The sequence below is a fragment of the Paenibacillus sp. RU5M genome (assembly GCF_900221055.1).
In the GTDB taxonomy this organism is placed as follows: Bacteria; Bacillota; Bacilli; order Paenibacillales; family Paenibacillaceae; genus Paenibacillus; species Paenibacillus marchantiae.
The window spans coordinates 106,064-127,451 of sequence record NZ_OBQM01000010.1 but is presented as its reverse complement, the minus strand read 5'-3'; the positions used below and the strand labels follow the sequence as shown (position 1 = coordinate 127,451).

The following is a 21,388-nucleotide window of genomic DNA, read 5'->3' as shown; positions in this document are numbered from 1 at the left end:
TTTCATCACGCTCCAATACCGTGTTCAACAAAATCATTCGGATTGGTAGTATAGAGCCAGTACTCATCTGGTGTAGGCTGTATACTGACGATTGTAGACTCTTCATCCACTTTCAATATCCCAACACCGGCAGGCGCTGTAAGTAAGAACCTAGCCTCTCCCTCCGCAAGTTTGAATTTACCTTGCACAGCATCAATATCAATACTCTCTTGCCTCAATAGTAGTTTTGTAGGAGCATTTTTAAGAATACCCATGCCTTCAGGAACCCGAAGGAACACTTCAAAGCCTTGTGTGACTGCACACATAGATACATTTAATTTTCTACCACGCCGGTATGCATTCTCAAGCCACTTTGCTTCTTCCGGATTCTCCATCATGAGCTGAGCCTCGTCACCAACTATCCGCTTACGTTCACTACGATTCTTTTTACCAAATCGTTCCCATACCCACTTATTAGCAACAAATGTTCCAATTGGCTTCATCCATTCCTCATCGAGGTCTGCCGTAGAAATACCAAACACTCTGGCATCACCAATGGAGAAGGTAGATTGGCCATCAAAGATAGATTTAGATTCATCCCCACTATCTCTTGTGAACAACTTGATAATCGGATGAATATGCTCTAATTTCTCATTCTGTTGCATAAGTTGATAATGATCATACAGAACTGGCATGGTTTTAATTACATACTCATTATCGACTAATTCATACAAACTTTCAGGGTTACTATTGATCTTAAAATCCTTGTAAAGTTGAATAATAGTATCATGAATCGCTACTTTGACAGTACCATTAAGAAGTTCTGGATCAACAGTTCTAATCATTTTGAAGATTACAGCTTGAACCCCTTTTGAAGCTTCTTCGATGTCTACGAATACTCTGCCATACTCATCTTCTTCTTCGCGAACATCATAAATATTAAGTTGCTGAAAATCAGCATGTTTAGGAGATAACTCCGCATAAGGCCCGTTCATCGCGAGTACGAGATTTTTGTACTCCCTCTCCGGATCAATGATCCCCGTTTTTATACCTAAAGCTGCTGATCTACGAGTTAAAACTTTAATTGCAAAAGACTTACCTGAACCTGCTCGCCCAAAAACGACCATGTGCTGATTCGCAAGTCGACGATCCCATCCGTCATAAAAAACAGGGCGACGATAATGGTCAAATCCGAGTAGAACACCTTTACGATGTGACAATCCCCCATATCCAAACAAGAAAAAGTCAGCCACATTACTACTTTCCATTTCTTTAATGTGAGGTTTAGCAATAACCTTATTACCTATCCCCACGGAATGTCGCCACGTCTCTAATTGCCGCGTGTCTGCTGCATTGAAACGAATACCCATACCAGTTAGTCTTTTGATAATGGTTCGACTCAATCTTCTTAACTTTTCAGGTTCGTTCGCTGCCACATTCAAACAAACAGAAGTGTTAAACAATTTTTCTGCATTTACACGTAAACGTCCCATCTGGCCTTCTAGGTCACTAAGCTCCTGCATCATAGAGCCGACCTTTGCCGGGTTATGTTCAGTAGTTAGCTCAGCTTGAAGTACAGCGATTCGGTTTGCGATGACGTTGATCTCGTTGCTTATCTCAGCAGGTTCCGTGGTAACAGTAATATCTACTGCTCCTTCCCCTTCTGAGAGCATAATTGGATCAAACATTCCTACAAAAGTAGTTCGCCCTGTGAACTTCAAGAACCATGAGCGTAAATACTGTGCCCCGCCAGTGTTGTCTCCAAATTCCACCCAATAGTCCGTAGCATTATTCTCTCCAGGGACTCTTTCAATGATAGATGGTGGAGCAATCAGGGCAGCTTCTTTTTTTGATATCCCCTTCTCTAGAGTAAAGTTCTGTTCTGTCTCATCCTCTAGTTCGCTTTGTTCCCTTTTTTTCTTATTGAAAAATGGTATTTTAAGCATTAAGCCACCTCGTCAGTATATGCAGATTTCCCAAACGATTGTGGTATTTGGTCATCATCAGCAATCATTTCAATCATTTCGTCTAATGTGACCAAACCTGCAATCTCTCTATTTTGTGTCCGGTATAAGTATTGTTTTACGTGTCGTTCATTCATTTCAGTAGTCATGATCCCTACCGCGTGAAACTTTGATTGTATAATCCGCATGCTATTGGTTAGCTCTTGTCTTACGGCATCTATATCTTGATCCATATTTTTTCGAGCAGCATTTTTCCTTAATAGATCGTTTATGATTGGATTAGAGGTTTCTGTTGTCAAATCAAGCAAATACCTCGCATCTGTCTCCAAAAAAACATAATACTTCCGATCCTGAATCTTATTTGCTTCAATCATCCCTAGAAAAGTCTCTTCTAATTCGTTTACATACTGCACGTCTAAGGGATCATTCGTTTCGTAAGCTTGAGATTTGAGATCCTGAAAATACCCATCTAGGTCATAAGGATGACTTTCGGATTTAAAACGCAGGGGATGCGGTATCGCATTAATGGCCTCTCTGAAAGAAATCCATATTGTTTTTTGTTCACTGGGAGATTTCAATGCAAATGATATAGGCTGGACCTCTAGCATAAACATATATCGCTCATCTTCAGTTGTTATCAATCCATCCTCGCTCAGATCCTTTACCTGAAACCAATCACTCGCTTCTTCCTTCTTTATTTTTTTCTTTGATTTCCCCCCGAATTGGAGAAATAGCAGCGCGCCGACAATGGCGACAACCAATATAATATCCATTACTTTCACCTCTTTAATTAGCTTCATAAAATACAAATAAAGATGCCTTGAATACAAGGCATCTTTATTCGTATTTCAATTACTATTTTTTCTTATTAGCTGGTTTAGAAGCCTGTAATTTTTTTTTCGTTTCTCTACCTTTGAAATGCATTACAAGCGCAATGGCAATCAAGAGTAATCCCAAAATAATATCCACGATATTCCCCCCATTTCCTCTTTAATGATATCAAGCAGGGATGCGGCCCAAATAATAGGACCGCCCCTTTGTTTTGTCTACAAGAAACTCCGCTTACGTCTCCGGCAGAGGAGATAACCCAATAGATAATGGTGTAGTTGTTGACCCGTTGACGGGTGTGTTACATGTGCAAAAGCCAAGAAAATTACAAACGGGATCATGTGTGGTAAGTACCCTACAGTCCCGATACCAGGTATTTTAGGAAGGTATTGGATTGCTTGTAACGATAAGTAGCCTCCGGCAATCCACCAACCTACTTGAGCAAAAGATAGATTGTAGATTACTTTTGTTTTCTCCTGACTTTTGAAGGTTAATAAGTGCTGTTCTCCATACATCAAAAATACCTCCTAATTAGGTAGGGTTGCCTCCGAAGATACCATAGAACAATCCGACAATTTTATCTGCCATAATGACTAGGGCTAGTGCTCCCAATGTGTACTTAAATTTATCTTTTGCAGCTTGAATTTTAGAAGAATCTCCTGCAGCAGTCAGAAACTGGAATGCACCAATAATCAAGAAGATAGCAGCAATCCAACCAAAAACTTCTCTTACTGCTGTTGCTCCACGGTCAGCAGAATCTTTTGTCCAAGTTTGGAACGCTGTGGCGTCCTGTGGATTCAGCTTTGCCGCTGATGTTACAGTTGCAAAAGCCAGGCAAAACACTGCCACTATAACCAATTGCAACCAGAATTTTTTTGACTTAATAATGCTCATTTTCATTCCTCCATTTGTTTTTCCTAGACCCAATCTAACCTCATATAACAATTGATGCTTAAATGTTGTCACCCCCTCGAACCTATAAAAAAAACCCCCTTCAGCATGGAAGAGGGTTTAGAAATAATCTGTTCAGTTATGTAATAATTTCATGATCCTTGATAGAAAAAAACATTAAAAAGTGCCTTATCTACTTTGAACATGTCTTCTGGGGAAAATATTAAATGCTTCGAAAGCAATCTAGATTTGTCTACGGTCATTACTTGCTCACAAAGAACTGTCTGAAGACCTAGAGAACTTTCAATCAAAGCATGTGTTGGAATTGGTTTTTTCGCTTCTAACGTCATCGGAACCACATTAACAACTGGTGAAAATGTATTCCCATAGTCATTAGATACAATTAAAACAGGCCTTTCACCCTCCTGTTCGCTTCCCTCTCCGTCCGGAAGCTCAACCCAATAGGATTCCCCCCTCATAAAGAGCGTAGTAATACGCTGTAATCCCATACAGAATCTCCTTCCGGATAATAATTTATATTACAAAATACTATTAGATAGTAAGTTTTTAAAAACATTACCGAAAACCAATTGATGGATGACTAAGTAGATTAAACCAAGTCGAATTAACATATCGACTATACGATATATCCAAAAGGGCATTTTAATTCCGATCTTCTTTTTCATAGGCCAAAAAAGCATCACCCTGCCTGTTAACATGTCACCTACTATGTGTGAAATAATTCCACCGAGGATAACGTATCCCAGCATGTATAGCGGTGTCATAACAGTTACTGCAAAAAAAATGAAAGCTGAAACAAACGCAAACAATAAAGAATGTGTTACTGTACGGTGTTCAATAGCCCAATTCAGAGGGACTGATAGTAGCAGTGTCTTTCTACCGATAAAACTTTTAGGTTCATCTATATCAGAGAGCAACGAAGAAACGGCTCCTCCCAGGACGCCTACCCATGTAGGAGATATTAAATAGCCTACAATCCCTCCAGCAATCATGTGAGTTTTAGCGTACACTACAGTGCCCCCTTCAATTGATTAATAAAATTTGAACATTTCTCTTAATAAGAGAACTTAAAGCTTTTCATGGCTTGAGGTTGATTTGTGAGGTAATAACTCTATAGGTAGGTCGCCAAGTGCTCTCCATGATTCAATTCCCTTAGTAATTCTTATTAAAGTTGGAGTTTCATTCACATGTAGATTCTTTAATACACTTTTGGCGTCCGGATCAAGTACGTCTACTGCATACACCGTAAGAGCAGATCCTTTAGTAACATATTTATCTAACAAAGGCTTGTAAGAATTACAAACGTGGCAATCATCAGAATAAAAATATACTAAGTAGTCTTTATCCTTCTGCTTATCGTATGCACTTGCATCAACGATATTAATTACATTCTTGGCTAAATTATTATTCACATCAGGCGCTATATTCTCCATAATAGAGCCACCCGGTTTAGCCACAATGCCTACAATGATTACAATTAGCGCCCCTAAAAAAATCAACGGTAAATAAACCTTCCAAATCCTACTCGTTTTCAATTACTCCACTCCATTTCTTTTGACTTTTAGTCATTATGCCGATCAATCATTGATACACAATCTAATCTTCGAAGAATAGCTTTCCAACATCTATACACCTAAATAATTGCGAATCCATAACAGTAGTATAGAAATTACTAAAGAATGAATTTGAACAACCTATGACGCTTCTCATACATTATTAAGTAACCTTATGTCTATAATTTTCAGGATGAGTAGAAATTCTGTTGTTTAATACTCTTCTTGTCATACCTCTTCTTAACAAGCAGAACATCAGTGGCATAAGTTTTTAATGCTTGTAGAATGAATTTTAGATCTCTTTCGTTTCTGCTGTCCTTAAGCCTATCATCATACTCCATAGCCCGACGATAGATATCGATTGGCACACGAAGCATGCTATTTGCCCCTTTACGAATGACCTCATAGCAATGAGTAAGAACGTTTGTATTATCTTTGTTTTCAGTTTGGGATTCAGTACTTACCAGTTCAGTCACTTTGGGTTTTTCTTCATTAGAAGGTGTTCCCTCACAAACTTCTTCGGCAGCTTTATTAATCTCGCTGTTTTCATCAATTTTAACTTCAACTTCACCTTTGCACTGACTATGTAATTTTTCAATTTCTTCTGAAGATATAGGAGACGAATCAAGCACCTTATAAACTCCAGGCAGTCCTTTGAAGAAGTGCCAGAGTTCGGCTGTGAGTTCATCGAGTTTCACAAAAATATAACCTGTAAGAACCGAGTCTATATTTAGTTTTCTGCCCTTTGGAGTCATTTTAACGACTTTCTTTACCCCCGCGAAGATCCCTTTGATCAATGAATGAAGATTTTTTACAGCAGCGTACTGATTTAATCGATCCGCTATTTCTAATTCAAATCCGTTTCTCACTTGTAATGCATACCACATGGTTATTCCTCCCGATAAAAATGATTTAAATAAATTTATTCCTTCTCATTTCCGACAGTGTTATCACGAATATGCTTTGTGAGCTTACGAAGTGCTTTACTGAAAATATCTTTCGTTACAGCTGGAGAGTATCCATACACCTTACCAATCTCATCAAAGCCCGATCCTTCTTCTAACCTCTGTTTAATGATTGCGACTTCAATCTCACTTAAAATTGAAAGGTGCTTATCATCAACCTTTTCCCCGATCGGGTAACCAATCGTTTGGATTGCAAAATTACAATGAGAAACGATCCTGCTCATGTTACGAGTGTGCAAAAGATCTTCTCTTTCTTCATCACTTAAATAATCAGCGAGACTTATTTCCTGTTGAATCCGTTTATCTTTTAGAACCTGACTTCGATTACCCTGATAACTTGCCAATAGCTCAATAGATGTTTTCAACGCACTCACCCTTTACCATCTCACTTAGTGAAAACTAAAAAAATACTTAAGCTTAGAGACTGATTTTTTTTCGATAATGCTATTCTAAAAATTACTTTTATGCTAAAATGTAATCGACGGTATACATTTTCGTATTCCAAGAAATACAAAAATCAATTGAATGAACATTCAAAGATCTCTTCAATTGTTGCATTGTAGTGATTCGCCAGTAATGCAGCCAAGATAAAAACAGGAACTTGTCTATTCTTCTCAATTTTGAGGATTGTTTGACGAGTAACTCCTATAGCTCTTGCTAATTCATCTTGCGTTTCACCGTTCTTTTTTCGAAAAGAACGAAGATTACTTTTAACAATAACTTGAATTGACGGATTAACTTCAGGCAAGGCTCTATTTAAAACTGTCAATCGTTACAATCTCCTTTCAGAACCAAAACTAATTAAATTTATGTAAGAAACAAAAACCCGTTTGGTAGACGGGAGAATTTCAAAACAACTTTCAATGCTTATATTACAGAATGTACACCAAGAGTGTCAATCATGAATTACACTTATTTTAATAAATGTATATTAAGTTTTACATTCGTTTACACAAAAGCAGTTAGGGAATATTATTAGAACCATGGCGATCATCAAATTTTGTTCAATTGGACTCTCTATTGAACTTCCTTAGATGTGTATATAATGTTTGAACCTTTGATTGAGAATAAGAAAGGTGGAAATAAAAATGACTAAAGATAAGAACTCAACAACAACTATAGATCAGGATCACCCTGCACTCCTTTCAGCACCCATAGTATTAGGACGGTACTTGAGAAAAATAAGAGAAGATAAAGGATACTCTTACCGACAGGCATCGGACGTAACTGATATTAGTCACTCTTATATCAAAAACGTTGAAAACGGTATTGATCCGCGCTCACAAAAAGAAATCATTATTCAAACAGATAAACTTCAAAAATTTGCTAGGGGTTATGAAATCCCCTATGAAACTCTGCTTGAGAAAGCCGGCATTGTTAAAAAAGCTCAGCCCGAAATCTCAGACGAGGAACGAAATGTTATCTTCATAAGTCGACTAGAGCAACTGATCGAAGAGAATTCAATTAGTATTCTGAAGTTGGCTAAGAAAACAGAGATTTCAATGGAGCAGATCACTGAAATACTTGAAGGCACCGCTAAAGCTTCAATAGAAGATATTTATAGCCTTGCAGCAGCACTGAAGGTTACGCCAGATTATCTTGCAGGTTATGCGGCAGACAAAAAAGGATTCCACCCTGACACTCCGGAACTCAACGAATTGCTCTCCTTCATCAATGGAGCTGGTGTACAACTATACGGAAAGCCTCTTTCTAAAGAGGACAAAGGTAAAATTATTGCAGCCGTAAAAGTTATTTTTTCAGATGCATCACAACGTCAAATGGAAGAAAAATAACAAGAAAGCGAGTTCCAATTGGAACTCGCTTTTTTTTGTGATTCTATACTGCTCAAAGTCCAAGATCATTCGCGGCATTCTCAGTAAATACATTCCCCATCCGGATATATCGTCTTAGTGTTTTCATTGATTTATGACGACTCTGATTTGCAATTGATCTTTCATTCGCGCCCGCTCTTGCTGCTTCAGTAACAAAACCAGCTCTTAAGCTATGACCAGAAAAGTTTACCGAATCATAACCACATAATTCCACGTATTCTTTAACTACATTTGCAATTGCTCGATCAGAGAGCCTCTTTCCAGTTAAGTGTCCGTGACGATTTACACTTTGAAATACAGGTCCACTCTTTATTTGAGAAAGTTCTATCCAGTTTTTGAATGCTATGATAGGACAAGTACGCTCGTCGCGACTTTTTGGTAGTCCAATCAGCGCAGACTCCCCCTCTTGGTCTGTCTTAGATCTTCTTAGGTTAACAACTAACCCTTCAGGCTCAATCTTTATATCCTCAACATCAATACTTACAATCTCGCTTCTTCTGAATGCTCCCAAGAAACCAATGAGTAACAAAGCTTTATCCCTGCAACTTTTAAGGCTGTTATCAATTGTGTTTGTAGCTTCTACCATTTGCTTTAACATCTTGATAGTGAGCGGGGTTTTTCCATTCTGTTTAGTTCCTAATTCTTTTCGGGTGCCAGCTAACATCAGCTTAATGGAATGTGTAATAGGTAATACTTTCTCGGCAGCCTGGTGTGCAAATTGAAGAGCATTAATCTTACGCTTGATCGTATTTGCTTTATATTCCTGTAAGACTAAATCTGATATATAACTTCCAATGCATTCTTCACTTGCTGGTAGACTTGTATAATCATGCTTAGAACACCATATTTCAAATTGAGCCCAGTCGCTTCTGTATGCAGTGTTCGTGTTACTTGAATGAGAAAGTCCGATAAGCCTTTTCCCATTTTTAATAAGAATTTCTTTCCTCACTTCAAGAGCATCATTTGGCTTGTCCTCTTGAAGTACAGCACGTACTTTTTTCATAACGATTTCCCCTTAAGCACTTTTAACTGAGTACGAAGCCATAATATTAATAATATTCCGAGAAAACTAAAAATGAAAAACATAATTGATAGGATATAGGTAATCCTAGTTAACAGAATATCTTTAATGTGTGAAGCACTCAATGAGACCCCACTGTATACCAAAACAAATAGAAGAGATCCTATAACTAAGATGATCGGAAAGAAGATCCTGGAGAAACGATATATCTGATTAAGATTCTCATGCTTGTTGTGTCGATCTCTCTCATCTAATTCTCTAACAATTAATTTTCTTAAATCTTCTTGTGATAACAAATATCCCATCCTCCCCTGCAATCTACTAATGTAAGCTTAACTGATAATTGATTAATCACAATCCAGAATAGCTGGAAAATTGAAATATTCCTCTGATAAACCTAGACTTCAAATAGCAGTAAAGTTAAGATATTAATATATTTTAACGAGATTAAAGAAGGTTGACTATGTGAAATTTAAAAATTATCGTATCTGTTGCAATGAAGCATGCGGCGTAGAATTTCATTCACTGAACAAAGAAGCTCAGTATTGTTTTAAATGTAAAAATTATCTGTTAAACCTAATGCCATTATTTCATGTCCCTTACAAAACAATGCCCTACAAAACAATGGATGAATTACGAAAATACGATTATAGTGTTTGTCACATGAAAAGATGTAGAAAGAAAGTGTTCCTAAAACAGAAATGTAAACGTTGTTACATACTCACTCAAACAAATAATACATAAAGCTATAATTTTATCAGGAGAATAGATCTGGAACATCTATTCTCTTCTACGTACATTACCTAACTTATCGAAGAATTTCACATCTCCCGTTGTTACATCTTTCAGAATCGCTTTTGCAATTTCATCTCCTTCAATAACTACCGTATCTCTTGCAAGGGTGATTACATCATAAGTAAAGTGAATTTTTGAAATTTTAAGCCGTATTGCATCATGTGCGTCGGAGTAACCATCTTCAAATTCAAACTCATGTGTCAGGTTATTATGTTCTTCCTGACCAAATATAGGTAAATCTCTGTACATATTTTGAGAATGTTTTAATTATATTCCCTCTAGCATCTTCGATCACAAGTTGGCGCAGATCTCTTTTTTTTTGTAAAATATCTGCATTGAAATCCTCACGTTTATAGTGTTTCAGAATCCATTTATCATCGAATTCTATCTCGCATCTGATATTGTCCGCTTTTATCATACTAAAAACTCCTTCAATATTCCGAATTCTCCCATTCCAGTCCTCGTGATTTGGAGGTCTCATCTCTTTCAAAGATATTCCATAATAGTCACCGAATTTCTTAGCACCACTTTGATAACCAACTTTAGTCACAAATATACCTTTGGTATTGTTACCCAAATCATGAAGAACTCCAAAAAAATCTCTTATTCTCCCTACAGAGATTTCATTAGTATAATTTTTACATTCAACAGCTACTCTATGTATACTTCCCCAACCATTTCAAATTCCCAATAAACATCGATTTGATGATTGCAACCCGAATTCCCTAGAAGTCTAACATTATGTTTAATATCAATTGTAGCTACTCCTTCAGCTCTATGAAGGGAATCGTAGATTTCCTTTGCTAATAGCTCATACTCCAAATGTTCATTTACGCTCACGTTATCTAATCCCTCTTTCTTCATGCTCTTTATTACCATTGTATCATCAAAGTATAATTGATAAAGATTGTTGTACGCACACTCAAAATACTAACTTAGGGTTAGCAGTTTTAAGATACATGTGACTATAATTCAGGTGATTATTTCGCTAACCTTCCGTTTTTCTGATTAATGGCTTTTAAATAAGGACAATTTGAATAATTCTATATCGAAATGTGATGGAAATAGATGTGTAATCAATAACTTGTGCCTAAAGGGTATATTTAAAAAATTAATGGTCATCATACATAAGAGAGCTAAATTTTGAGACACAATTTCGTATAGAGTATATCTGTTCAACATCGGCTAAATAATATGGTAGGAAAAATACATTACATCTCCTCCCTCTTTTTCGCATATTCAATATGTATACTATAGCAGATCCTAGCTTCCGATAACGCTACACTTATCGGAAGCTAGGATCGTTGTTTGTTTTCCATAGTATTTATCATGAATTCATGATAAAGTTAACTTAATTATAGATGTTAACACGTTAACATCCTTTATTTTCAGGCTTTTTAATGTTAACAAAATTGGAGGAAAATTTAATGGCTGAGGAAAAAATAAAAGGGTTTAGAATGTCACAGGATGCGCTAAATATTGTTAATGATCGGATCGCCGCGTCCGGGATGGATGCATATGACTGGTTAGAATCTTTAATGTCACTAGAAACAGTTCACCAAATGCGCAAAAAAGATCCTGCAGTTGAGTATGATCTGAAGGATTTCGAAAAACATATGAATGTGATATACCATATCTTAATTCGGATGTATCACCGTGGCGCTGACACTGTAGATGACATTAAGGAACAGACAGAGAGAGAAAAGTCTCTTATTGAAGAAAAGCTTGAGGAATTAGCGAATAAACTATCTTTAACTCAAAAGAAACTCCATGAAAAAGAGGAAGAGTTAGCTCTAGTCCAGGAAAGTAACGATCAATTAACCGCTAACATAGAGCAGATCCAAAGATCACTGCGTCTGTTAGAAGAATTGAATCAGTTCACTTCAGTAGAAAACCAAAAATTGAAGAAAACTATTGATAAACAAGAGGATGCTGTAAAAGTTGCAGAAGAATTGAGATTTAAAATTAATGAGATAAATAATCTCCATGAAGAAGAGATGAGTAAGCAGTTACAGTTGTTTAACACTGTGAATACTGAGTTAGAGCAGGCAAACCAAAAATATGAGAGTCTTCAAGTACTCGCAAAAGAGGAGGCTGTTAAAAAGGAAGCGGACCATAAAAGGGAGCTAGAATTACTGAGTAAAGAAATCGAAACCAAAGCTAAAGAGGTTCTCCTAGATGAAAAAGCTAAGTGGCATGAAAAAATGAATCAGGAAATTAGTGAATTAAATACCCAAAATACTAATACTATTTCTAAGTTAATTCTAGAATTATCCCAACCTAAAGATCAGAATCTAAAACAAGATAATTAATCTTTGTTAAAAAATATAATTCAAGACTGAACAAATGAGTCGCTCTATCCCCCTTCGATACTGGTTACCTAATTCTCAACCTTAAAAAAAGCCCCCAGATGTGGGCTTTTTTTAGAAATAGTTTATGACCTTACAAATCTATAAATGTTAGCTTCATTTCAAATCGGCCTGTAGTGACATCATTGTTTTCATGCGTAATATCATTACTGCTCTTCAGCTCGTGTCATGTTCCACGCGGAAGCAAAGTACGTAACATATATTCCTTTGTAAGCGCGTTTTCTTCAATATTGCAATGTCACCTTGAGACCATACCGGGATCTCTGACGCATCTTTCCATGGAGATGAATGAATTGAATCATCGAGATCCACCTGAATTCTGTTGAATTGGTTTCAACGTTTGGGTGACCATCATATGCATGCGTACGCTCATTCAGATGCTGTTCTCCGCTCCTTACAAGGTTCATACCTACAAACGGACGTTCTCATGTCAAGAAGCTCAGAACGTCTCATATTCTGTCATATGAGAGCAAAAGAAAAAGCACCCCGAAGGATGCTGTACTCAACCATCATTTTTAGGATATTTCCATATAGCTACAAAGTTAGAAAGGGCCTCGAATATAGACAGAACAACTACAAAGCATTGCGATATGGAAAGAGCTTCGGGCATCCCAGCATGAAGCCTGCCATCACTGTAAGTTACAAAGTATGCACCACATGCTAATAACAAATAACCTAAAAATTTCACCACACTCAGACCTCTGTTAAAAAAATCAGACTTAACATTGAAGACTACTCTCGCAATGATAACCACTAACAGAATAAGACCTAAAAATTCAAAGCTTTTTAATAAGATGTTGTTGAATGATTCAATTGGTATCTCCTTGGAATCCACTCTTATAATCCCCTCTTCTATTTATTTGAATAGGGAAATATTAACTCTTTAGGACAAACAGGTCTACTGCAAAACTGTTTTACCACGTCGAAGCGACCCTATACACAAACTATGCATTTCTCCGGCTGCTCGTTGGGGCGAATGCGTATCTTCTTCCGTCTTCTGCTGATCACTTCAATTCCTCCAATAAAAAAAGCCGATCCAGTGAAGGAACGACTTTGGCTGTGAAATGTATGATTTTGGCTAATCAAATTACGATTTCTGACTATAAAGTGACGCTTTTGGCGATTCGTGTGACACTTCCTTACATTTGATAGATCATTCGCGAGGTTGATATGAATCATTAACATGCAATTTCTCGGGGATGATTCGTAACCGGTTTGTTCACTACATACAAAGAACAGGCCTCCCGACGCCAATATTTCCGGAACCGGCATACTGGGAACTGCTGTCTCTGAGAGGTTGAGATAAAAACATCCGTAATGGAATCAGGCTTAGTCATAACAACCATCTGATCTTTCACTACGACCCGACATCCCTCTGGACCACAGTAGTTGCATGCAGCTGGTGTAGTTTCAAAAGGAGGTGACGTGACTGGTGAATCAATTTGACTTTCACTTTTACTAACACAGTTGACGGGGAGGTCGATCCACTCGGTGGTGTTAGTGTGCCGGTATTCGTACACAGCCCAGGTGTCGTAGCACGGTAGTCCAAGCTTGCTATGTCCCGATTCACGGAGGCGCTATTCCACGCAACACTACTATGTGTCACCCCCGTTAGTATAGTGATTCTTTGTCCGCTGCAGCCTTGCCTACACATTCGCTTTAAGCTCAGCAAGATTCGTTGATCCGGTTGGCGGTGTCGACGACGCTTATTTAGCCAGGCGTTGAAGCCACTATGCTCCTAAACTGCCAAACCCCATTTAACAGATGCAGTAGACCGGCTTACCACTGCCCAGCGTAACTCCCATGCTTTGCGCCAATTTCAAATCGGATGAAGTATAGTTCCGTCGTTACTTCAACATCTGTTAAAGCATCCACAGTCATAATGGTCCTAGAATCCACGATTACATTTACGGTTGCTACTGTTCAAGGGAATTCGTTGAACCATAAGGCACAATTATCTTTACTAAGAACGTATATGTCCATGGCTGTGTTTCATCTTATGCAGGAATAATGCCCACGTGCTGGTACATCCGCTCTTTTCGTCTCTCAGGTAACTTAGCGTCTCATAGACGCACCCAGGCAAACAGACATTACCTCAGTACGACCCGTTGGGGACATGGACGTCCAACAAAGCTTCCACTGAAAAAATCGTCGGAGATACAATGAGCACGTTGACGCTCACCGTTATCTTATTCGAGGTTTGCCAAACCTTCAGATTAGCTAAGGTACCCGCAGTCACATACGTACCAGGTTGGTTACCATTATATGATGGCGAACCCGGGCTCTGGCCGCTTTTACCTGCCTAGAACGTGTTCCAGTCCAATCTTATTTTCTAGCACGTCAATTCAAATTCGCCATTGTTCAATCACCTCGATTATTGATTAAACAAATTGAGGCATTTATTTTTTGAACACTCTCACAACTCTTTATTCAGTTTTTACATCTGCTATCATCTATAACACTAATGTGACTTCCACAAGAACATCTTCCATTGCCACTATTCTTAATTACGACCGTCTTATGACATAATGGGCATTTCACATACATAGATTGAATCCCCCTTCTTAGTTTAAATTTCGCCTAATGAGCTCAGCAAAAATTGTTTAAAGAAATTCTATCCAGGTTATTACTAAAAAAGAAATAAAAAAAGAAACATTTTACATTTATCTTCGTCTATATTATACGGATAGCAATTATGGGGAACTCCCCTCTAAAATCGCATCTCAAACTTAAGGAGTTGTAAACAAATGAAATACACAGCCGTTTTATTAACAACTGCAATTATTTTAGGAAGTTTTAGTACTCTATCGGTGGCATCAGCTTCAAATCAAATGGACAGACAAGTAAGCAAAATATCTGCCAAATCTACATTAGTCAATAAAAACACGTATCAAAGCGTGAGTAAATTTAAAAAGAATGTCAGCTCGACTAAAATTTCTTGGTCTGGTAAGAATGTATCTTTAACTGCCAACACGAGTGAGCGAGAAAATGTCCCAACTTTCGAACAAACCGTAATTGATTCAATTGTAATAATACAGGGAGAAAAGACGTACACCTTAGAAACTGATAAATATGAAGACAAATTACTGGATATTAGTAGCGTTTCAGCATCTGAATCAAACAGTTGGCTTGCTATACAAGCAAATCGCAGTTCAGGAAACACACTAATCTTAATGGATCTTAAAACGGGTAAAACAACAATTTTAAATGATCGTTTATTAAAAGCAGGTAAAAAGGGTATAGAAACAGTTACTTCTTATAATTGGTCTCCAAAATCAGAACAAATTGCTTTTGCTTACGGAGATACAGAGAAAAGTTCGTTAGCCATTTACAACCCTAAAGATGATACTTTTGTATATCTTCCTAGAGCAACAAATTATATCAGTACGGGAATTATTCTCTGGCAGAAAAACGGAAGAACCTTGGACTATATTTGCGAATACCCAGCAGATAATAGGATTCTATATCGCTACAATCTGGAAAGTAAAAAAGTAAAACCAGTAAAAAAAATAAGCAAAAACGAGTTTAAAGAATGGTTCAAGCTAGATAAATATCCAACTCCGTAAAATAAAAAGGGCGGAGTATACCCGCCCTTTTTACTTAAACTTCATTTATTGTGATTTTCCCAGAACTTCCGTTTTTAACGAGTACGTCAATTAGACCTTTTTGATCATCATTTGATAGTCTAATGCAACCCATAGTCGGACGCAGTGGATACCATGTTAAGGCTGTATCTGTAGCCGGATCACCGCCATGGATCATTATCTCGCTACGTCCATTTTTTTCTGCGGTGAGGAAATTCCCACTAACCGCTTTATTTAACCATACGCGTTTGTGTGGACCATAAGATGAAACGGATCCTCCCGCAGGATGTATGATTGTATTAGCCACACCTGTAGGAATATCTGCATTCTGAAGCTTCCAGTTGGTATGATCCCCACCATTTGTCTCATGATTTGAACCTCGACCTAGCGCATCTTTTGGCCCATAAACCAACTTACCACTATCGTCGTAAACTTTTAGTGTACCCTTGTAATTTCTGTTGGATGGAAAATTTGCAATAATGTGATAACCCATTGTTAAACGCCTCCATAAGTAGTTTTTTAAGCAAATATGATGGAGTCTTTAAAACCCCGAATGGCTCCACATTCTTTGGGTTTATGTATCATCTCTGCCTCACTTATAAGGTGTTTCTAAACACAAAATTACAACCAAAACTCGAATTTTCTATACATAGGCTTAAACATCGAAAAAAACAACTCTTTAAAACATCTATATTCATAAAAAAAGACTAAGCCTTTTTCAAGACCTAGTCCCACACTACTCAAACAATCAATAAACCGAAACTTACATCTATATTTACACCACCTTATTTAACAGGTTTAAGTGGTTTACGCACTCCTAATTGTTTTGAAGATTTTTTAGCCAGCATTGCAAATTTCAAAGCAGTACTTTTCAAACCATCCTCTTTTTTCATATAAAAATCTCCTTTATGTAAACTGTATCAATATTCTCCCCAATTTCTTTGAAAACATACATAATCTTCGAAAAAAATAATAGATATCAAAGTATACGATGTTTGGAGGAGGAGGAATTTTAATATGAGACCCCTAAGCAAAATTGATTTACTATCCCAAGGGTTACTTGAACTAGCTGAGAACAAAAAAGGTCTGCATTCATACCTCTTAGCGAAATTCGAGAAATACGCACGTAATGAATTACATATCCTGTTACCTTACTATGAAGTATTACGCGCGAACTCTTTTCTTGATGATGTGATGGAGCTAACCGATCACACGATTCTGCTAAGTATCGAAGATCTCATAGCTCTACTTTACCAACAATTTTTAATCCAAGTGAGAAGCACTGCAAAGTTCTCAACACTTGGCCAAAAAATACTGAATAAAAAAATAGAACTAGCTGAGAAAGAACATAGGATAGTTACTTCTTTCGAAGAGGTGAATCCTAATCACTGGGCACTTGTTGAAAAGAAGATACCAATAAAAATGAAATCCAAACAAATCACAGTCGAATTTCACAGGAAGTATATAGAACGTGGTGAAATATTTCTGTATGACCTTATCAAGATCTCTCCCAAATTTGATATGACTCTTGAAGAATTAATAAGTATCCTGGTTATAGATTTTGTTCACGAAGTTGAGAAAGGAAATAGCAAAAAGGTTATGGAGCAAATAATTAAGTCGTTAGAACAAACGTAGTTCTTATCTATAACCGTTCAGGAGGCTTCCATTGATCAATACCTAATAAGGCAGCAACATCTTCGCGTGTGAAGCCTTCTTCAAACTTATTATTTGCATACGTATTTCTTAGTATTCTGGGATATACATGTACTCCAATATCTTTGCTTATCTTCTGAAAAATAAATTGGATCACTCGTTGAGATAATGCTGATCCTTTGCTTGTAGGGAATAAATAAAAATTAGGTTCCGCTTCTTGGTGCATAGATGCTATGTACTCAAGTATTGGTTTGGCGTCTCCAAAGTGAATGATTACCTCTCTTTTTCTATCCATCCCATTTACGGTAACAACCATCCGATCAGATAGGATTTCTATATTCGATAATCTTAAATTTTGGAATTCACGGGCTGTCAAGCCGCCGTACAAACACATGGCCGTTAATGCACGGTCTCTAGCTGCTTTCTGCACTTTAGTAATAGGTTTTGTTAATAACCAATCATTTAGTATTCTTTGATCAACGTCATTTAACACATCAGAATCATTACCTCTGTCTTCTCTCTTGGAACGCTTAATTTTACTAGCAGGATCTGATCCAGCAAGAAGATTATTCTGCCAAAGAAAATCAAAGTAAGATTTTAGTATTGATATCTTCTTATCTATTGTCCCAATCTCTTTACCATTTAGTTTTTCCGAAGCTATGTATTCCAAAAGTATTACACGACTTATTTGTATGTAATCAGTGTTTGGATAGTTTGAGTTAAACCACGACATAAAATAACTGATTTCAAGTACATATGATTTAATTGTTGCTTCTCTTCGTTTCCTTACCTCTACTAGGTAAGCACTATACTCGTCCTGCGCGTAAAAATTCATGTCCTCCTCTCCTCTCCGTTTTTTTGTTGACATGTTAATTTTAATACATTCTCTTCATTTAATCGAGTAACCTATTATCGATATAAAACAATATTCACTCAGAAATAAAAAAGACACCAGGTTCCCATCATTGGGGAATCCGGTGTCTTCACATCAATAATAACTAATTAAATTAAGCCTTTGAAAATTGTGTTAGCAGTCCATAAAACTTTAGATCGCGTTTGTTTATTGTCTAACACTCCCTGGATGGCAGCATCCATGATTTGATAAGTCATCTGTTTCGGACCCACCGATGACAAAATTAAAACGTTAAAGATATCCCGTTCATTTTCTTTCTTATCTTTACAAATTAGAACATGTTTGTCCCAATCCATCTTACTAAGAGATAGGGTATTAATAATTTCTAGCCGAGTTAGTTTAATTTTTAATGTTCTTAACAAATATGCAACTTTCAAGAGAGCTTCCCCTGCGTGAGTTCTATCTTCATAATATTGATTTAGCTTGTTATGTAACCATTCTTGTTCTTTAGATAAATATTCTGTATCCTCCAAGCTTAGTTGTTGACGATTGATCCAATTAATAGTTAACACCATATCATCAATCAGTTCTTCTAGGGTAAGACTGTACATTTTTATGATTATTATTGCTTGTGTCCAAATCTTTCTCTGAGCCTTTCTGCGCTCTATGTCATTGCACTCAGTCGGCTCTTGTATATTCCGATAGCAGAAAGATAACATCACTGACTGAATCTTCTGTAATTTATGCATTCTCTTATCAATTGCGTATTCTACAAGCTCCGTTTTTAGTAAATCCATTTAACCCAATCTCCTCATAAGTAAATTAACTTCTAATCACTTGAAATATTCACTTAATGATACTACATTTATTAAAGATGTAAACTTTGATTTACAACAACGTTTCTCATCGAATACAGATATAAGAACTTATTAATAAGATTGGAGCTGAATATAATAATACTTATCATTGCAGAGAAACCAGACATGGGTCGTAAAATTGGAGAAGCACTTGGAGGATTTAGCAAAGATAATGGCTATCTAAGAAGTGATAAATACATTATCACATGGGCATTCGGGCACTTGGTTGGCCTGGCAAATCCCGAAACTTACGATCCACGATACAAAACTTGGAATCTAACGGATCTCCCAATTGTACCGCACTCTTTTAAACTGATAGCGAGTGCATCATCAAAGAAACAACTTGGACTAATCAAAGAACTTGCTAAAGAGTGTACATCAATTGTGAATTGTACAGATGCAGCGCGAGAAGGCGAAGCTATATTCCGGTATATATATGAGTACCTAAATTTAAGACAACCTTTCAAACGTCTCTGGATATCATCTCTTACTAAGGAAGCAATCAGAGAAGGATTTAGTAAATTAAAAGACGGAAAAGATTATGATGACCTCTACAAGGCTGCTCGATGCAGAGGAGAAGCCGATTGGTTAATTGGTATGAATGGTACCAGGGCATTTTCAACAAAATTTGGTGGACATAACAATGTCATTAGCATTGGTCGTGTACAGACTCCTGTTCTAGCAATGATCTACGACAGACACCAGCAAATCGTTAATTTTAGAAGCGAAACATACTTCACCGTTAAAGCCACACTTCAACAAGAATCTATTTCATATACCGGCACACTACAAACAAATGAACGTATGATCGACATGAATGTAGCACAAAAAATCTCGGAAACAATCAAAGGAAAGGTTGGGCGTATTACGCAATATGATGCTAAAAATAATGAGGACAAACCTCCTCTACTCTATGATTTAGGTTTGCTTCAATCAGATGCGAATAAGAAGCTAAACTTCCCTGCAAAGAAAACATTGGAAATTGCACAGCAACTTTATGAACAAATTGAAGCGATCAGCTACCCGCGGACAAACTCCAATTATGTAGCCGAAGATAATTTGCCCATCATGCATCACATATTCGATCAATTAAAAAATACTAAGTACGCTATATACGCTACAGGCGATAAAGCATATGTAAATCCAACGAACAAGAATATATGTCGTCCGGAAAAGATTGAAGATCACCATGCTATTTTCCCAACAGATAAAATCCCAAATGACTTAACTGTAGATCAAGAAAAGATCTATTTATTAATAGTAAAAAGATTCTTAGCTCATTTTCATCCACCAGCAAAATATAAAACACATAAGATCTTTACGACTGTAGACTCACATATTTTTCAAACTAACATTAGAGAGAACATCTCACCTGGATGGAAGACTCTTTACAAAGATGAAAAAGAACATCAAGAGAAGGATAACTCAGTCGAAGAAACAGATCTACGGACCAATTTTGCATTTAATCCGAAAGAATTAGCATTTTGTATGGATTCTGAGGTGAAAAAGAATCTAACTACTCCCCCTTCCCACTATACCGAAGGTACACTGATCGATGGGATGAAACGGGCAGGAAGATCTATTCTAGATGAAAATTTAAAAGACGAAATGAGTGATATTCAATTAGGTACGCCAGCAACTAGAACTGACATTATAGAGAACCTAAAATCAAAAGAATATATCGTCGTAGATGCGAAGAAATTAAAACCAACCGCTAAAGGCAGCAGTTTAATTGAAGCTGTTAGAAAGATGGATCTGCATGTATTAGCCAGTCCCGAAATGACCGCTCTCTGGGAGCAAAGACTAGGACTTATAGCAAAAGGCCAAGCTTCTAGCAACGCATTCTCTGAACTAGTCGTCAAATTCACTCAAAAGATTGTTCAAAAGGTGAAAGAAGATTCAGCACTGGACACGCCTAAAGACGAGTTCATAAACACTCTCGGAAAATGTCCAGAATGTAAAGAAGAAAGCATCGTCGCTGACAAGTCTTATTATAAATGCAGGAATTCGTGTCAGATTAGAATCAACAAAATACAACTGGGTAAAGAATTAACTTCAAAAAACCTTCTCGATCTACTCAGTGTTGGAAAAACGGCAGCTATAACCTTCAAAAGTTCAAAGGGCAAAGGAAATTATAAAGCTAAATTGCTTCTCGAAGGTTCCGAAAACGGTAGATTACAAATAGAATTTGTTAAAACTAAGAAGTAATATTGAAATGGTGTG

General features: G+C 37.0%; 22 protein-coding genes. 5 read left to right on the top strand and 17 right to left on the bottom strand.

Translation table 11 applies throughout. The annotated features are described in order from the left end of the window. Nucleotides 1-5: 5 nt before the first annotated feature. From CRO25_RS25170 to CRO25_RS25125, 9 genes are all read right to left on the bottom strand, one after another. Nucleotides 6-1,925, bottom strand: coding sequence for a VirB4 family type IV secretion system protein (locus CRO25_RS25170; protein WP_079696844.1), 1,920 nt, complete (start codon nt 1,923-1,925; stop codon nt 6-8). Next, complete coding sequence (locus CRO25_RS25165; RefSeq protein WP_079696843.1) at nt 1,925-2,716, bottom strand: hypothetical protein; 792 nt, start codon at nt 2,714-2,716, stop codon at nt 1,925-1,927. The genes CRO25_RS25170 and CRO25_RS25165 overlap by 1 nt, the downstream gene beginning before the upstream one ends. Before the next feature lie 586 nt (nt 2,717-3,302). Beyond that, entirely contained in the window at nt 3,303-3,665 is a 363-nt protein-coding gene (locus tag CRO25_RS25155) for a hypothetical protein (protein ID WP_079696841.1), read from the bottom strand. A gap of 149 nt (nt 3,666-3,814) precedes the next feature. Continuing rightward, nucleotides 3,815-4,171 (bottom strand): type II toxin-antitoxin system PemK/MazF family toxin, encoded by a 357-nt coding sequence (locus CRO25_RS25150; RefSeq protein ID WP_079696840.1) that lies wholly within the window; start codon nt 4,169-4,171, stop codon nt 3,815-3,817. A 30-nt stretch (nt 4,172-4,201) separates the two neighbouring features. Continuing rightward, nucleotides 4,202-4,693, bottom strand: a complete 492-nt coding sequence (locus tag CRO25_RS25145) for a metal-dependent hydrolase (protein ID WP_079696839.1) — start codon at nt 4,691-4,693, stop codon at nt 4,202-4,204. Between the two features lie 57 nt (nt 4,694-4,750). Then, nucleotides 4,751-5,218 carry a thioredoxin family protein gene (locus CRO25_RS25140; protein ID WP_079696838.1) on the bottom strand — a complete coding sequence of 156 codons (468 nt, stop codon included), beginning with the start codon at nt 5,216-5,218 and terminating at the stop codon, nt 4,751-4,753. 206 nt (nt 5,219-5,424) lie between these two features. After that, nucleotides 5,425-6,123 carry a transcription termination/antitermination NusG family protein gene (locus tag CRO25_RS25135; RefSeq protein WP_079696837.1) on the bottom strand — a complete coding sequence of 233 codons (699 nt, stop codon included), beginning with the start codon at nt 6,121-6,123 and terminating at the stop codon, nt 5,425-5,427. A 35-nt stretch (nt 6,124-6,158) separates the two neighbouring features. Beyond that, nucleotides 6,159-6,566, bottom strand: a complete 408-nt coding sequence (locus tag CRO25_RS25130) for a hypothetical protein (protein ID WP_079696836.1) — start codon at nt 6,564-6,566, stop codon at nt 6,159-6,161. Nucleotides 6,567-6,718: 152 nt separating this feature from the next. Next, nucleotides 6,719-6,970, bottom strand: a complete 252-nt coding sequence (locus CRO25_RS25125; RefSeq protein ID WP_256338061.1) for a helix-turn-helix transcriptional regulator — start codon at nt 6,968-6,970, stop codon at nt 6,719-6,721. A 319-nt stretch (nt 6,971-7,289) separates the two neighbouring features. On the opposite strand from CRO25_RS25125, the gene CRO25_RS25120 reads away from it, so the two are divergent. Beyond that, nucleotides 7,290-7,994 carry a helix-turn-helix transcriptional regulator gene (locus CRO25_RS25120; RefSeq protein ID WP_079696835.1) on the top strand — a complete coding sequence of 235 codons (705 nt, stop codon included), beginning with the start codon at nt 7,290-7,292 and terminating at the stop codon, nt 7,992-7,994. A 52-nt stretch (nt 7,995-8,046) separates the two neighbouring features. On the opposite strand, the gene CRO25_RS25115 is transcribed toward CRO25_RS25120, so the two are convergent. From CRO25_RS25115 to CRO25_RS25095, 4 genes are all read right to left on the bottom strand, one after another. Further along, nucleotides 8,047-9,036 carry a tyrosine-type recombinase/integrase gene (locus tag CRO25_RS25115; protein ID WP_079696834.1) on the bottom strand — a complete coding sequence of 330 codons (990 nt, stop codon included), beginning with the start codon at nt 9,034-9,036 and terminating at the stop codon, nt 8,047-8,049. Nucleotides 9,037-9,834: 798 nt separating this feature from the next. Beyond that, nucleotides 9,835-10,098, bottom strand: coding sequence for a hypothetical protein (locus tag CRO25_RS25105; RefSeq protein ID WP_079696832.1), 264 nt, complete (start codon nt 10,096-10,098; stop codon nt 9,835-9,837). Further along, on the bottom strand, nt 10,058-10,456 hold the full coding sequence (locus CRO25_RS25100) for a hypothetical protein (RefSeq protein WP_256338062.1): 399 nt from the start codon (nt 10,454-10,456) through the stop codon (nt 10,058-10,060). Before CRO25_RS25100 ends, CRO25_RS25105 begins: the two co-directional genes overlap by 41 nt. 44 nt (nt 10,457-10,500) lie before the next feature. Beyond that, complete coding sequence (locus CRO25_RS25095) at nt 10,501-10,713, bottom strand: hypothetical protein (protein ID WP_079696830.1); 213 nt, start codon at nt 10,711-10,713, stop codon at nt 10,501-10,503. A 563-nt stretch (nt 10,714-11,276) separates the two neighbouring features. Between CRO25_RS25095 and CRO25_RS25090 the strand changes: the two genes are divergently transcribed. After that, a complete protein-coding gene (locus CRO25_RS25090; RefSeq protein ID WP_090811046.1) occupies nt 11,277-12,161 on the top strand; it encodes a hypothetical protein in 885 nt (294 codons plus the stop codon). A gap of 559 nt (nt 12,162-12,720) precedes the next feature. On the opposite strand, the gene CRO25_RS25080 is transcribed toward CRO25_RS25090, so the two are convergent. Then, on the bottom strand, nt 12,721-13,053 hold the full coding sequence (locus CRO25_RS25080; protein WP_079696827.1) for a hypothetical protein: 333 nt from the start codon (nt 13,051-13,053) through the stop codon (nt 12,721-12,723). A 1,912-nt stretch (nt 13,054-14,965) separates the two neighbouring features. On the opposite strand from CRO25_RS25080, the gene CRO25_RS25075 reads away from it, so the two are divergent. Next, on the top strand, nt 14,966-15,784 hold the full coding sequence (locus tag CRO25_RS25075; protein ID WP_079696826.1) for a hypothetical protein: 819 nt from the start codon (nt 14,966-14,968) through the stop codon (nt 15,782-15,784). A 34-nt stretch (nt 15,785-15,818) separates the two neighbouring features. Here the strand turns inward: CRO25_RS25075 and CRO25_RS25070 are convergent, their stop codons facing one another. Beyond that, the gene (locus CRO25_RS25070; RefSeq protein WP_079696825.1) at nt 15,819-16,295 is read right to left on the bottom strand and encodes a L,D-transpeptidase family protein; all 477 of its coding nucleotides are present in this window, start codon (nt 16,293-16,295) and stop codon (nt 15,819-15,821) included. Between the two features lie 524 nt (nt 16,296-16,819). Between CRO25_RS25070 and CRO25_RS25065 the strand changes: the two genes are divergently transcribed. Then, nucleotides 16,820-17,437: a hypothetical protein gene (locus CRO25_RS25065; RefSeq protein WP_079696824.1), complete on the top strand. Its 618-nt coding sequence runs from the start codon at nt 16,820-16,822 to the stop codon at nt 17,435-17,437. 7 nt (nt 17,438-17,444) lie between these two features. Here the strand turns inward: CRO25_RS25065 and CRO25_RS25060 are convergent, their stop codons facing one another. Together CRO25_RS25060 and CRO25_RS25055 are read right to left on the bottom strand one after the other, a co-directional pair. Beyond that, nucleotides 17,445-18,290 (bottom strand): tyrosine-type recombinase/integrase, encoded by an 846-nt coding sequence (locus tag CRO25_RS25060; RefSeq protein WP_175381752.1) that lies wholly within the window; start codon nt 18,288-18,290, stop codon nt 17,445-17,447. A 167-nt stretch (nt 18,291-18,457) separates the two neighbouring features. Then, nucleotides 18,458-19,105, bottom strand: coding sequence for a hypothetical protein (locus tag CRO25_RS25055; protein ID WP_079696822.1), 648 nt, complete (start codon nt 19,103-19,105; stop codon nt 18,458-18,460). 141 nt (nt 19,106-19,246) lie between these two features. On the opposite strand from CRO25_RS25055, the gene CRO25_RS25050 reads away from it, so the two are divergent. Beyond that, complete coding sequence (locus CRO25_RS25050; RefSeq protein WP_256863750.1) at nt 19,247-21,373, top strand: type IA DNA topoisomerase; 2,127 nt, start codon at nt 19,247-19,249, stop codon at nt 21,371-21,373. Nucleotides 21,374-21,388 lie beyond the last annotated feature (15 nt).

Excerpts from the sequence above, each read along its gene's own strand:
- CRO25_RS25075 (WP_079696826.1), top strand. The coding sequence starts at position 14,966 with ATGAAATACACAGCCGTTTTATTAACAACTGCAATTATTTTAGGAAGT.
- CRO25_RS25060 (WP_175381752.1), bottom strand. The coding sequence starts at position 18,290 with ATGAATTTTTACGCGCAGGACGAGTATAGTGCTTACCTAGTAGAGGTA.
- CRO25_RS25120 (WP_079696835.1), top strand. The coding sequence starts at position 7,290 with ATGACTAAAGATAAGAACTCAACAACAACTATAGATCAGGATCACCCT.
- CRO25_RS25070 (WP_079696825.1), bottom strand. The coding sequence starts at position 16,295 with ATGGGTTATCACATTATTGCAAATTTTCCATCCAACAGAAATTACAAG.
- CRO25_RS25065 (WP_079696824.1), top strand. The coding sequence starts at position 16,820 with ATGAGACCCCTAAGCAAAATTGATTTACTATCCCAAGGGTTACTTGAA.
- CRO25_RS25090 (WP_090811046.1), top strand. The coding sequence starts at position 11,277 with ATGGCTGAGGAAAAAATAAAAGGGTTTAGAATGTCACAGGATGCGCTA.
- CRO25_RS25170 (WP_079696844.1), bottom strand. The coding sequence starts at position 1,925 with ATGCTTAAAATACCATTTTTCAATAAGAAAAAAAGGGAACAAAGCGAA.
- CRO25_RS25135 (WP_079696837.1), bottom strand. The coding sequence starts at position 6,123 with ATGTGGTATGCATTACAAGTGAGAAACGGATTTGAATTAGAAATAGCG.
- CRO25_RS25105 (WP_079696832.1), bottom strand. The coding sequence starts at position 10,098 with ATGTACAGAGATTTACCTATATTTGGTCAGGAAGAACATAATAACCTG.
- CRO25_RS25055 (WP_079696822.1), bottom strand. The coding sequence starts at position 19,105 with ATGGATTTACTAAAAACGGAGCTTGTAGAATACGCAATTGATAAGAGA.
- CRO25_RS25095 (WP_079696830.1), bottom strand. The coding sequence starts at position 10,713 with ATGAAGAAAGAGGGATTAGATAACGTGAGCGTAAATGAACATTTGGAG.
- CRO25_RS25150 (WP_079696840.1), bottom strand. The coding sequence starts at position 4,171 with ATGGGATTACAGCGTATTACTACGCTCTTTATGAGGGGGGAATCCTAT.
- CRO25_RS25155 (WP_079696841.1), bottom strand. The coding sequence starts at position 3,665 with ATGAGCATTATTAAGTCAAAAAAATTCTGGTTGCAATTGGTTATAGTG.
- CRO25_RS25165 (WP_079696843.1), bottom strand. The coding sequence starts at position 2,716 with ATGGATATTATATTGGTTGTCGCCATTGTCGGCGCGCTGCTATTTCTC.
- CRO25_RS25115 (WP_079696834.1), bottom strand. The coding sequence starts at position 9,036 with ATGAAAAAAGTACGTGCTGTACTTCAAGAGGACAAGCCAAATGATGCT.